The organism is Chryseobacterium sp. R2A-55 (assembly GCF_021401085.1).
Taxonomy (GTDB): domain Bacteria; phylum Bacteroidota; class Bacteroidia; order Flavobacteriales; family Weeksellaceae; genus Kaistella.
Window position 1 is genome coordinate 71,368 of sequence record NZ_JACBFP010000005.1, and the last position, 11,583, is coordinate 82,950.

Sequence of the window (11,583 nt, forward strand, 5' to 3'; positions counted from 1 at the left end):
GTTTCTATGCATGTTGTGGTAATTGACCATGTCATGAACCGCAAGCTGGAAATTTGCAACCTGCATCATTATCCGACTGCTTCATCGAATAAATTCGATATTCACCGGTTGCGCTGCAAGACCAATAGGTCATTGTTGAGTTTGGACCAACGCCGTATTTTAAGCCGCAATCCCAAGTCCCGTTCTTTTTCTTTATTGCAATCCGAATTACCAAAGTTTCGCCCGAATTATTCTTGGCAGTAACCGAAAGATCGTCTGGGTTTCCACAATTTTTTGGCCAGGAATAGGTTGTTGAAATGCTCGCATTCATGGAATTGCAGCTTCCGCCTCCATTTCCACCTCCGTTTCCACCTCCATTTCCGCCTCCTCCGTTATTAGTTAGCTCCATTTTGGAACACCCTCCATTATTGATTTTGATGCTTCCACTCCAATTACAACCTCCGGTGCTATTAGCGGTAAAATTATAGGTTCCTCCTGGGAGCGTGAAATTTGCATTGCCGATTGTGCCACAATCTGGTGAGCCAGAGCTGAAAAATTTTGTAATGTTACCACTTTCTCCATTCAAGGAAACATTGATCGTACCACATCCTAAATCAGAGGCTACCCAAAATAGGGCATTGCCTGTGGTAGGTGATTCCTTGGTTTCTGTTTCATCTCTTTCACAACTTGTGAAAAATACAAGGACCAATAATAATACAAACGGCATGGTCTTCAAAAAAATGTTCTTTGTTTTCATCTTATTTATTTTTTCTATTTATACACTGCGTATTTGCTGGATTGACCATCAAAAATCAATAAAATTTCCTGCCGGACGAATTGTTTTTAAAGAATCCAAAGATTTGGGTGGCGTAAATGATCAATAGGGTTTCTTATTATCAACATTGTAGTTTTATGGGTCAGGATTTTATGTTGCGAAAATGCAAAATAAAAATCAATCGTGGAATCACCCAAAAGGGTGATTTTTTGCAGTAAAAAACAATAATTCTTCCCAAAATCTGAAGAATAGAATTAATAAAATGAAATCATTTATTAAAGGCCAGCTTAAAAGTCGCAGGAATCAATCGTCTTTTTTAAGCGATGAACCGTCATCGAGGAGAGTGTGCAAGAGATCATCTGCGGAAGATCAAAAAAACCACTTGTTCAGTGGTTTCGTTTTTTAGGCTGCTTTCTTGGCATCTTCTTTTTTCTCTTTGGCTGCATTCATTTTGCAATCCTTGTGATCTTTCATGTCACAGTTTTTATGGTCCTTCATGTCGCAGGCTTTTGCATTTTTTTTGGAATCCATTTTACATTCTTTTTTGTCTTTTCCTGCGCAGCAGTCTTTTTTTGGACCTTCTTGAGCGGAAGCAACGGTAAACGCCACGATCGCTAAAACTGAAAAGATATTTTTCATATTCAATTGATAATTATTGGGTTGATTACTGCGAAGATAATATTATTTTTGAAATGAACTCGCCGTTTTTTACTTTAATTTTTTTTTAATAAAAAAATATCAATCAATCGTTTGATTATTTCAAATACATGTTTAAATTTGCACCCGGAAAAATCAGGAAATCATGATCTCAAAAGAAGAAAATATTTTAATGGCAGCTGAGAAACTCTTTGGAGAAAAGGGTTTTGATGCTACTTCAACCCGTGAAATCTCTGCTGCAGCCCAAGTCAATGTCTCCATGATTTCCTATTATTTTGGTTCGAAAGAACAGATGCTCGAGAAGCTTTTCGAGTACAGAATGAAGGAAAGTACTGATTTTACCACCGTCATTATGAGCCGCCAAGACCTCAATGAATGGGAGAAACTTATGATGGTGGTGAATTCCTACATCGGAAGAGTTGAGCGGTTGAAAGATTTCTATAGGGTGATGCAAACCGAGCAGATCACCAACAAGAATCCTCAAATCAACGATTTTATGAGGGTTTCAAAGCTTGGATTTCTAAAGGTTTACGAGGAACTCTTGCAGAGCGGGATTTCCAACGGGATTTTTGGTAAGAAACCGGAAGTCGAATTTCTGCACGCAACCCTTATCGGAACGGTTTTTTATGCTTTCAATGGAATGGATCTTTACCGAGAATTCAATGGAAAGGATGTACAGCCAGAAGTATACAAGAAAACCTATTACGAAAATTTAAGAAAACACATTAAACAATTATTAAAAGACCTTTTAGGTTATGACGAAAAGTAAAATCACAGCTATGTTTCTGGGGGCAGCTGCATTGTTTCATGCGCAGGAAAAAAGACTGCTTACTTTGGAAGAAGCGGTTTCCCTGGGAATCCAGAACTCCAAAAACCTGAAAATCGACCAGGCTAAAATCCAGGAAGCCACCGCCAATTATCTGGAAGCAAAGAATAACAGACTTCCTTCGTTAAAAGCATCGGCAAGTGCTTTGGCATTGGCCAATGCCAATGTTGATTTGAAGATTTTGCCTCCATCGCAAAACGGTGGAAACGGACCAAAAGCGAACTCGGCCTTTCTGGGTCAGATTTCTGCTTCTCTGCCTCTTTATGCTGGCGGAAGGATTAAATATGGAATCCAGTCTGCCGAATATTTGGTGGAAGCATCAAAACTTAGCACTGAAAATGATAAAGTCGCGATTGCATATAATGTTGCACAGGCTTACAACAACCTGTTCAAAGCGGACCAGGCGATTAAAGTTTTGGAAGAAAATCTAACTGCCTCCCAAAAACGGGACGAATCTTTCCAGAAACTGGAAAACAACGGGATTATTGCAAGAAACGACAGGTTGAAAGCCAATCTTCAAACCTCCAATATCGAATTGCAATTGCTTGAGGCGCATAATAATTACAACATTGCGAACATTAACATGGATTTGCTTTTGGGACTTCCCGAAACCACTGAAATTGAAATCGACTCCAATTACATTTCGGAACTCACAGAAAATCAGTCCGTTTCCTATTACATGAATCAGGCGATTTCCAACAGAAAAGATTTGCAGGCTTTGGTTTACCAAAGAAAAGCTGCAGCATTGGGAACGAAGGCGGCGAAGGCAGAAAGTTTGCCTACGATCGCTCTAACTGGAGGCTATATCGCGGCTGAAGTTCCTAAAATTTTGACAATAACCAATGCGGCAAATATCGGTTTGGGAGTTCAATACAACATCGACAATCTTTGGAAAAAAAATTCTGCTTTGATGCAGGCTCAATCCAGGGAAAAACAATTGGAAGCAATGAACGATTTGTTGAACGACCAGATTAAGCTCGACATCAACCGCGATTACCAAAATTCGGATTTTGCAAAAAAGAAAATTGCAGTATATGAAAAAGCTGCGGCTCAAGCCAACGAAAATTACAGGGTAACCAAAAATAAATTTGAGAACGGTTTGGCGACCATCACCGAACTTTTGGATGCAGATACCGCACAGATTTCGGCCAACGTGAATGTGATCAATGCAAAAGCTGATGCTGCGTTAGCTTATAGAAAATTATTGCAAACGGCGGGAATTTAGGAGATGGAGCGAGGGAGCGCTTTTGAAACCTGTCTTCCGAAAGCCTGTCCTGAAACAGAATTAATATATAAACAAACAGAAAATGAATACTGAACCAGAACTTTTTCCAGAAATTAAAAAGAAAAAATCACCGGTTTTTCCCATTGTGCTTGCAGCAGTTTTGCTGATTGGTGGATTTTTTGGGTACCGAACTTATTCCTACGGGTTAACTCATGAGGAAACCGATGATGCGCAAATTGCGTCCAACATGTCTCCCGTAATTTCCAAGATTTCAGGGTATGTGAGTGAAGTGAAAGTGAAAGACAACCAATTCGTGAAGAAAGGCGACACCTTAATCGTACTGGACAATCGCGACCAGAAAATGTCTTTGGAATCCGCAATTGCCGCCTTAGGAACCGCAAGAAGCAACGTGAGAACTGCAACTGCATCAACAAATGCGGCCGCGCAAAATATCAACACCACCAATGCGGCGATTGCGACAGCCAACGCACAAATTGAAGCCGCAAAAGTAAACGTTTGGAGAACGACCCAGGATTTGAACAGGTATGCCAACTTGGTGAAAGACCACACGATTACCCAACAGCAATACGAAACGGCTTTGGCTGCGAAACAATCTGCAGACCGACAATTGCAGGTTTTGATTGACCAAAGAAATCAAGTTTCCCAGCAAACGGGTATCGTGCAGTCTCAAACCGCGGCAAGTTCCGAACAAATCGGCGTGGCAAATTCTGTGGTGAAACAAAGAGAAGTGGATGTGGAAAACGCAAAACTGAACTTATCTTATACGGTGATTCTCGCTCCGCAAGATGGTTTTGTTTCAAAAGTTCCGATCCAGAAAGGACAGTTTTTGCAGGCCGGTTCACAATTGTTCAGCCTGGTTCGCGATAACGACAAATGGATCATCGCCAATTTCAAGGAAACCCAACTTTCAAAAATGGTGGAAGGACAAAAAGTAGAAATCAAAATTGACGCTTTTCCAGATCAGACTTTCGAAGGCGTGGTGACTTCCTTTTCACCGGCTACAGGTTCTACCTTTTCCATTTTGCCGCCAGACAATGCAAGTGGAAACTTTGTGAAAGTAGTTCAAAGACTTCCGGTAAGAATTGACTTCGTGAAGCTGAATCCGGAAATTTCAAAAAGACTCCGGGCGGGAATGAATGTGCAGACTACAGTGGATTTGAAGTAGAGGGAAGTTGAAAGAAGAGCGATGAAAGATTTCGGGAGACAGCCGGGATCAGCTCGAACAACTTTCAGTTTTTGGTTTTCTTTCGAAAATTCAGTAGGAGGAATTCACTTTAAGAAATGGACTTGACAGCAATTTGACAAGGTAGAATCTGCAATTTCACAAGGAAGCAATTCACCTTTATTTATTCATTATTAATGCTCAAACAATTCATGCAGGATTCTTTAGTTGAATACGGCGCAAGGCGCGTCATCATCACCATTACCGCTATTCTTTGCGCGTTGTTGGAAATTGTGGATTCCACGATTGTCAATGTGGCGCTCAATGAAATGAAGGGTAATCTAGGTGCCACCCTTTCAGAAGTGGGTTGGGTAATCACCGCTTATGCCATTGGAAACGTGATCATCGTTCCGATGACGAGCTGGCTTTCCCAGCAGTTTGGAAGAAGGAATTATTTCGCCGCGTCGATTATTATTTTTACGATTTTCTCTTTTCTCTGCGGGAACGCGACCAATATCTGGGAGCTGGTTTTCTTCAGACTGATGCAGGGAATTGGCGGTGGAGCACTTTTGGTGACTTCGCAAACCATTATCACCGAATCTTATCCCATTGAGAAGCGAAGTATGGCGCAAGCGATTTACGGACTCGGCGTGATCATTGGTCCCACTTTAGGTCCGCCTTTAGGAGGTTATATTGTGGATAATTATTCCTGGCCTTATATTTTCTACATCAATATTCCGATCGGAATTGCGGCGACTTTGATGACACTGCAATTTGTAAGAAGTCCAAAATTTTCCGAAAAACGGAAAGTGAAAGACGTGGATTGGCTCGGAATCGGTTTACTGGCGATTTTTGTGGGCTCATTGCAATATATCCTTGAAAAAGGCCATGAAGAAGACTGGTTTGACAGCAAGGTGATTATTTTCCTTACCGCCACTGCAGTCATCGGATTCATTCTTTTCCTTTGGCGAGAGCTCACGTTCAGGTATCCGATAGTGGAATTAAGGGTTTTAAAAAACGGAAACCTCCGAATCGGAACGGTGATGTCCTTCATTCTTGGATTCGGACTGTATGGTTCCACTTTCATCATCCCGCTTTATACGCAAAGTATCATGGGTTGGACCGCCTTGCAATCAGGTGCATTGATGATTCCGGCGGCTTTAACCACTGCATTTATGATGCCTATTATCGGAAGATTACTCACGCGCGGGGCAAAACAGCAGATTCTGGTTTCGCTCGGACTTTTGATTTTCTTTATCTACAGTTTTTGGGGATACAAAATTCTCACGCCTGATACCGGGAAATCTGATTTCTTTTGGATGCTGATCGTTCGTGGAGCCGGATTGGGACTGCTTTTTATCCCCATTACCTCATTGGCATTATCAACATTGAAAGGTCAAGAAATCGGACAAGGTGCTGCGTTTACCGGAATGATGAGACAATTGGGAGGTTCGTTCGGAATTGCGGCAATCACCACTTTCATTGCGAATCAAACGGTGCTGCATCGTGCGAATTTGGACGCTCACCTCGATATGAACGATTTTAATGTTCAGCAAAGAATTGCAGGGTTGAAAGCAAGTTTCCAGGCCAAAGGACTGACTCCGGATGCCGCTTTGCAATCTGCCTACAAGATCATGGACTTGTCTGTACTCAAACAGGCCACTGTGCTTTCCTATATGGATGTTTTCCTTTATTTGGGGATATTGTTTCTCATCTGTATTCCTTTTGTTTTGTTCGTGAAGGAAAAAAAGGGACGAGAAGTCATCGACATAGGTGACGCAGTTCATTAACGAAATTTTAAGGTTAGTTTTAAAAAGCGGTTTCAGGAAAATTCTTGAAGCCGCTTTTATTTTAAGATCACCATTTTTTCCGCCTTACATAAAAGAAAGTCAGAATGGCGATCAGCGCCATGACTCCCAGAATCATGAAATAGGCGAGTGGATGATGGAGTTCGGGCATATTGTCAAAATTCATCCCATAGATTCCCGCAATGAAAGTTAATGGGAAAAAATACATTGCATAAATGGAAAGTACCTTCATCACTTGGTTTGCACGTTGGTCACTCATGGCGAGAAACATGGAAATCAAGTTGGTAATCTGTGCATTGAGGTGTTCGAAATCGGCGATCACGTCTTTGTGCTTGTCGATCAGGTCCGTTATTTCAGCTTCCTTCAGATTAAGGACCCGGAATTTATCCACCCAAACTGAAGAAATATTCAGAATTCGGGTATTGAGTCCGGATTTTCGTTTTAATTTGTAAAGTCTGCGGATCTGCACGGAATCGTTGGTGTTTTTCAGGAAGATTTCATTTTCCATATGATCCATGGTTTCCAGAAGATTTTGGGACTCGTCGTCAAAAGATTTCATCACCTTTAATGCCAATTTCAGGGCGATTTGATGCGGAGTGGAATCCTTGTTTTCGGGAAGAAGAATTTCCTTTTTCATTTCATAAATACTGCGGTTCTTCATCCGGTGCGTGGTGATGATCAGTCCGTTGACCAGGAAAATGCCCAGTTTCGTACTGATATCGCTGATCGTATTCAGATTTTGCCTTTCCAGCTCAGTGTTTTCGCGCATCAGGAAAAACTTCACGTTTCCGTCTTCTTCAAATTTCGGGAGGTGGTTTGGATCGATGGTGTCTTCCAAAATCAATTGGTTGATTTCATATCTTTCATGGAGGAAATTCAGATCCTCTTCAGTTGGAGCTTCCACGTCTATCCATTCGCAGTGTGAATTCCGGAAAATAATTTCTATCGCCATACAGCAAATTTAAATAATATTTTCCTCCGAAATCCGCTATTTTTTCCATGTTTCAAATATGAAGTATCTTTGCGTAAATTTTTAAAGCATGATGACTAAAAGCATTATAAAGGGGATCGGACATTATGTGCCTGAAAACGTGGTGACTAATGACGATTTATCAAAGCTGATGACCACCAGTGACGAATGGATTACCGAACGGACAGGAATTAAGGAACGTCACCACCGGAAAAACAGAAACGATTCTGAGGAAACCACGGCTTACCTTGGCTTTAAGGCGGCAGAAATCGCCCTCAAAAATGCGGGAATGACTGCCAAAGATATTGACTATATCGTATTTGCCACCCTTTCTCCGGATTATTTCTTTCCGGGATGCGGCGTATTGGTTCAGGAAATGCTCGGTTGTGACACGATCGGTGCACTGGATGTGAGAAACCAATGTTCGGGATTCGTTTATGCGATGAGTGTGGCAAATGCTTTCATTAAATCTAAAACGTACAAAAATATTCTGGTGATCGGTGCGGAAGTTCATTCTTTCGGTTTAGATTTTTCTGATGCTGGAAGAGGAGTTTCCGTCATTTTCGGTGATGGAGCTGGAGCGGTTGTTCTTTCTGCGACTGAAGATGAAAAAGCAGGTGATATCCTCGCTGTAAATATGCACTCGGAAGGCAAGTATGCCGAGGAACTCTGCACGAAATTCCCGGGTTCTAAATTCGGATGGAGTGACAGAATGCGCCTGGAACCGGAAAACGTCACCGATGCTGAAGTGTACCCCATCATGAACGGAAATTTCGTTTTCAAACACGCAGTCACCAGATTCCCGGAAACCATGATGGAAGCCTTAAAATCTGCCGGAAAAACCGCCGAAGATTTAGACCTCTTTATTCCGCATCAGGCGAATTTAAGGATTGCGCAATTCGTGCAGCAACGTTTCGGACTTCCGGATGAGAAGGTGTTCAACAACATCCAAAAATACGGAAATACAACCGCTGCATCGATCCCAATTGCTTTGAGTGAGGCGATTCAGCAGAATAGAGTAAAACGCGGAGATTTGGTCTTGCTTTCTGCTTTTGGCAGTGGATTTACTTGGGGAAGTGTTTTGTTTGAATACTGATTCGGATTGACGGATATTGAAAATGCACCTTTTGGGTGCATTTTTCAGTTAAGAATGTTTTTTAAACCCACATTAAAGATTCATGTGACAGCGGGGATTTGAAAACATATTCAATAATTGATTATGCCTGAAGTTACTGCATATTTGTCTTATCCTGAATCATTTATGTTTAAATCATCATTTTTTATACTTTAGCTATATGTTTTTATACTTTAACACTATTTTTTTATGCTTTAAACGTAATTTTTTATGGTTTAAATGTCATTTTTTATGGTTTAAACGTCATTTTTTGATGGTTTAAATGTCATTTTTTATGCTTTAACTATATTTTTTTATACTTTAACTATATTTTTTTTTGCTTTAGCCATATAAATTACAGCTTTAAACATATAAAATATAGCCTAAGACTGAAATCAATAGGTCCTGAACTGCTGTTCAGATCCGGGTCTGTGGATTCACAGGCTTTTATATCTTTTGTTACGGATAAATCATTGCCAGTATTCAGCTGAATGTCGGTCTGCCGAACTTTTAAGAAATAGTTTAACTGTTGTGCATTTAGAGAACATTCCTATCGCTTAAACTTATTAATCTCTGTATATCGGTGATTAGCGAAAGCGATTTGGTAGATCTTAAGAATTGGAAGGATGAGTTTAAGAAATGACTTTGTCTGTCCCTGCGTGGAAAAAACTGCGGGGACAGACAAAGTTTTTATAAATTTTTTGCTGCTAAAAAGTTCGGGATACTCGATTCCGGCGTTCGGAAATTCCGGCATTTCACCGAAGATATCTGATTTACAGGAAGTTTTTCGATTTCTCGACATTCATTCAGTCAAGCCATGCCAAAGCTGCCGTCGCCATTGCCTGTAATCCTGTTTTTAGCGTGGGATGAATACCAGGGGCAAATTTCGGGGAGTGATTACTCGGAATGGAATTCAGCTGATTTTTTTCCACGGCAGCGCGGTAGGTTTCCGGATCGGTGCCGCCCACAAACCAGAATACATAGGGTACCTTCCAGTTTCTGCCAAATACGCTAAAATCCTCGCTTGCCGATGCCGGCATTGTTTCATAGGCATGATCTCCGAATTGCGCATGGAACGCTTCCGCAATTCTTTCCGTGGCGGCGGCATCATTTTCGGTTAAAGGATAGCTGTCCAGTTCAGTGAACTCCGGTTCTTGTGAAGCGTTTGAAGCGCTGCATTCTGCGCAGCAGATCCGTTTCACTGCAGAAAGAATATGGTCTTTTACGCCGTCATTGAATGTGCGGATGTTCAGTTTGAGGGTGGCATCATCCGGGATAATGTTTTCCTTTGTTCCGGCTTGCAATGCGCCTATCGTTAAAACCGCATTTTCGCTTGGCGCAATTTCCCTGGAAACAATAGTTTGAAGCCGAATCGCTGTTGAAGCGGCCATAATTACCGGATCAATGGAGGTTTGCGGAGAAGATCCGTGAGCACCTTTGCCGAAGAGTTTTACCTTAATGCTGTTCCCCGCAGAAAGGATTGCGCCGCTTCTGTAGCCCACGGTACCTGCTTCACCCACCATCACATGTTGTCCAAGAATAATTTCGGGTTTCGGAAATTTCTCCATCATTCCACCATCAATCATGCTCTGCGCACCTTTTCCGACTTCTTCTCCCGGCTGGAAAACCACCATCAAAGTTCCTTTCCATTGATCCCTGAATTCTGAAAACAGCCTGGAAAGACCCATGAGCCAGGTGACATGCATATCGTGTCCACAAACATGCGAGATGCCCACTTCCACACCGTCTTGGTCTCTTCCCACTTTGGTGCTTGCATAGGGCAGTCCCGTATTTTCGGTCACGGGAAGCGCATCCATATCAGCGCGACACATTACCACGGGACCCTCGCCATTTTTCATGAGACCAACCACACCGTGTGCTCCGACATTGGCGGTTACTTCAAAGTGATATTTTTCCAGATAATCTGCGGCTATTTTGGCGGTGCGAACTTCCTGCATGGAGAGTTCGGGATTTTGATGGATGTCTTTGTAAATGGTCTCCAACTCGGGCAGCATGGCATCTATATAGGTTTCTGCGTTTCTGTTAAACGACTTGATTTGATTGGTATCCATAATTTTTTAATTAATTGATTAACATTCCTTAGGTCATTTTCACTAAACTAAGTTACGGCTTTTCTTGAAATAAGGTGAGTTAATTGACCCGGATTTTAAGGTCAATTGCAGAAAATAAAATCCTATTTTACAACTGGTTTTCAAAGCCAAAACGAAAAATAAAGGAGGAAAAGTTATATCCAAGTCTCAGAACGATTACCGGGAAACCGGGTTTGTGCAGCAGTTGCCGATTTTTAGCGGTTTGCCAATTTCACTTTTGTCGGTTCGTAATATAATATAATCACCCCTGAATCAAAGGATTTTGTCCTGTTGAGTTTGAAGGAAATTCTGTCTTTGATTTGGTCAAACAGTCGCAACCCTTTTCCTTCAACCATAGGATGAATACAAATTTGAAATTCGTCAATGAGGTTGCTGTTTAAAAGTTGAATAATCAAACTACGGCTGCCTATTAAAATATCCTGTCCTGATTGTTTTTTTAGGTCCAGGATAATGTTTTCAGGAGGTTTGTCTGCAATTTTTGCGGTGTCCCATCCCGTATTTTTTAACGTGTTTGAAAAAACAATCTTTTCAATTTTGTTTATTGAATTGGCAAAGTCATTCATGGTTTTTTCGTCTGAAGGATTTGTCAGTAATGTTTGCCAAAATTGCATGAGTTGGAAGGTTTTCCGACCATAGAGGATAAGTCCCGCATTGTTTAATAGTTCGGAATAATGTTGATGGAGTGCCTGATCAACAATTCCAACATGATGGTCGCAAATTCCGTCAAGCGTCATATTAATTGCTGCAATAGTTTTTCTCATCATTTTAGTTCTGGATTTCTGGTGGTCAAAAGTCAGATTGGGTCTTCCGTTGCAATGACCACTAATAAAAGGTTTGGGATTACAATTGGCGGCAGCTTTTGAGAACAGATCATGGTCAATATGACAAAAAGAACAATTGGAAAAAGTCTTGATGACATAAACTTGAACCCCCTG

The 11,583-nt window shown here is 41.3% G+C and carries 11 protein-coding genes; 6 read left to right on the plus strand and 5 right to left on the minus strand.

The genetic code is table 11. From position 1 onward, the window contains the following. Positions 1–31 precede the first annotated feature (31 nt). Positions 32–388 (minus strand): hypothetical protein, encoded by a 357-nt coding sequence (locus L0951_RS07420; protein WP_234110595.1) that lies wholly within the window; start codon positions 386–388, stop codon positions 32–34. Positions 389–542: 154 nt separating this feature from the next. On the opposite strand from L0951_RS07420, the gene L0951_RS07425 reads away from it, so the two are divergent. After that, the gene (locus L0951_RS07425) at positions 543–863 is read left to right on the plus strand and encodes a hypothetical protein (protein ID WP_234110596.1); all 321 of its coding nucleotides are present in this window, start codon (positions 543–545) and stop codon (positions 861–863) included. A 293-nt stretch (positions 864–1,156) separates the two neighbouring features. Here L0951_RS07425 and L0951_RS07430 read toward each other — a convergent pair whose 3' ends face one another. Then, positions 1,157–1,393 carry a hypothetical protein gene (locus tag L0951_RS07430; protein WP_234110597.1) on the minus strand — a complete coding sequence of 79 codons (237 nt, stop codon included), beginning with the start codon at positions 1,391–1,393 and terminating at the stop codon, positions 1,157–1,159. Between the two features lie 163 nt (positions 1,394–1,556). Here L0951_RS07430 and L0951_RS07435 point away from each other — a divergent pair, with 163 nt between their 5' ends. From L0951_RS07435 to L0951_RS07450, 4 genes are all read left to right on the plus strand, one after another. Further along, positions 1,557–2,180 (plus strand): TetR/AcrR family transcriptional regulator, encoded by a 624-nt coding sequence (locus L0951_RS07435; protein ID WP_234110598.1) that lies wholly within the window; start codon positions 1,557–1,559, stop codon positions 2,178–2,180. Continuing rightward, positions 2,167–3,462: a TolC family protein gene (locus L0951_RS07440; protein ID WP_234110599.1), complete on the plus strand. Its 1,296-nt coding sequence runs from the start codon at positions 2,167–2,169 to the stop codon at positions 3,460–3,462. Before L0951_RS07435 ends, L0951_RS07440 begins: the two co-directional genes overlap by 14 nt. A gap of 82 nt (positions 3,463–3,544) precedes the next feature. Next, positions 3,545–4,648 (plus strand): HlyD family secretion protein, encoded by a 1,104-nt coding sequence (locus tag L0951_RS07445; RefSeq protein ID WP_234110600.1) that lies wholly within the window; start codon positions 3,545–3,547, stop codon positions 4,646–4,648. A 194-nt stretch (positions 4,649–4,842) separates the two neighbouring features. After that, complete coding sequence (locus L0951_RS07450) at positions 4,843–6,435, plus strand: DHA2 family efflux MFS transporter permease subunit (RefSeq protein ID WP_234110601.1); 1,593 nt, start codon at positions 4,843–4,845, stop codon at positions 6,433–6,435. Between the two features lie 67 nt (positions 6,436–6,502). Here L0951_RS07450 and L0951_RS07455 read toward each other — a convergent pair whose 3' ends face one another. Beyond that, entirely contained in the window at positions 6,503–7,405 is a 903-nt protein-coding gene (locus L0951_RS07455) for a CorA family divalent cation transporter (protein ID WP_234110602.1), read from the minus strand. 91 nt (positions 7,406–7,496) lie between these two features. Here L0951_RS07455 and L0951_RS07460 point away from each other — a divergent pair, with 91 nt between their 5' ends. Further along, on the plus strand, positions 7,497–8,519 hold the full coding sequence (locus L0951_RS07460; RefSeq protein ID WP_234110697.1) for a 3-oxoacyl-ACP synthase III family protein: 1,023 nt from the start codon (positions 7,497–7,499) through the stop codon (positions 8,517–8,519). A gap of 824 nt (positions 8,520–9,343) precedes the next feature. Here the strand turns inward: L0951_RS07460 and L0951_RS07465 are convergent. Both L0951_RS07465 and L0951_RS07470 read right to left on the minus strand, forming a co-directional pair. Further along, on the minus strand, positions 9,344–10,609 hold the full coding sequence (locus tag L0951_RS07465; RefSeq protein ID WP_234110603.1) for a M20 family metallopeptidase: 1,266 nt from the start codon (positions 10,607–10,609) through the stop codon (positions 9,344–9,346). Positions 10,610–10,842: 233 nt separating this feature from the next. Further along, positions 10,843–11,409: a dihydrofolate reductase family protein gene (locus L0951_RS07470; protein ID WP_234110604.1), complete on the minus strand. Its 567-nt coding sequence runs from the start codon at positions 11,407–11,409 to the stop codon at positions 10,843–10,845. Positions 11,410–11,583: the final 174 nt, after the last annotated feature.

What these genes read in the sequence shown, in the direction of transcription:
- L0951_RS07435 (WP_234110598.1), top strand. Translation starts at nt 1,557, where the DNA reads ATGATCTCAAAAGAAGAAAATATTTTAATGGCAGCTGAGAAACTCTTT.
- L0951_RS07430 (WP_234110597.1), bottom strand. Translation starts at nt 1,393, where the DNA reads ATGAAAAATATCTTTTCAGTTTTAGCGATCGTGGCGTTTACCGTTGCT.
- L0951_RS07450 (WP_234110601.1), top strand. Translation starts at nt 4,843, where the DNA reads ATGCTCAAACAATTCATGCAGGATTCTTTAGTTGAATACGGCGCAAGG.
- L0951_RS07420 (WP_234110595.1), bottom strand. Translation starts at nt 388, where the DNA reads ATGGAGCTAACTAATAACGGAGGAGGCGGAAATGGAGGTGGAAACGGA.
- L0951_RS07465 (WP_234110603.1), bottom strand. Translation starts at nt 10,609, where the DNA reads ATGGATACCAATCAAATCAAGTCGTTTAACAGAAACGCAGAAACCTAT.
- L0951_RS07425 (WP_234110596.1), top strand. Translation starts at nt 543, where the DNA reads ATGTTACCACTTTCTCCATTCAAGGAAACATTGATCGTACCACATCCT.
- L0951_RS07455 (WP_234110602.1), bottom strand. Translation starts at nt 7,405, where the DNA reads ATGGCGATAGAAATTATTTTCCGGAATTCACACTGCGAATGGATAGAC.
- L0951_RS07440 (WP_234110599.1), top strand. Translation starts at nt 2,167, where the DNA reads ATGACGAAAAGTAAAATCACAGCTATGTTTCTGGGGGCAGCTGCATTG.
- L0951_RS07445 (WP_234110600.1), top strand. Translation starts at nt 3,545, where the DNA reads ATGAATACTGAACCAGAACTTTTTCCAGAAATTAAAAAGAAAAAATCA.
- L0951_RS07470 (WP_234110604.1), bottom strand. Translation starts at nt 11,409, where the DNA reads ATGAGAAAAACTATTGCAGCAATTAATATGACGCTTGACGGAATTTGC.
- L0951_RS07460 (WP_234110697.1), top strand. Translation starts at nt 7,497, where the DNA reads ATGACTAAAAGCATTATAAAGGGGATCGGACATTATGTGCCTGAAAAC.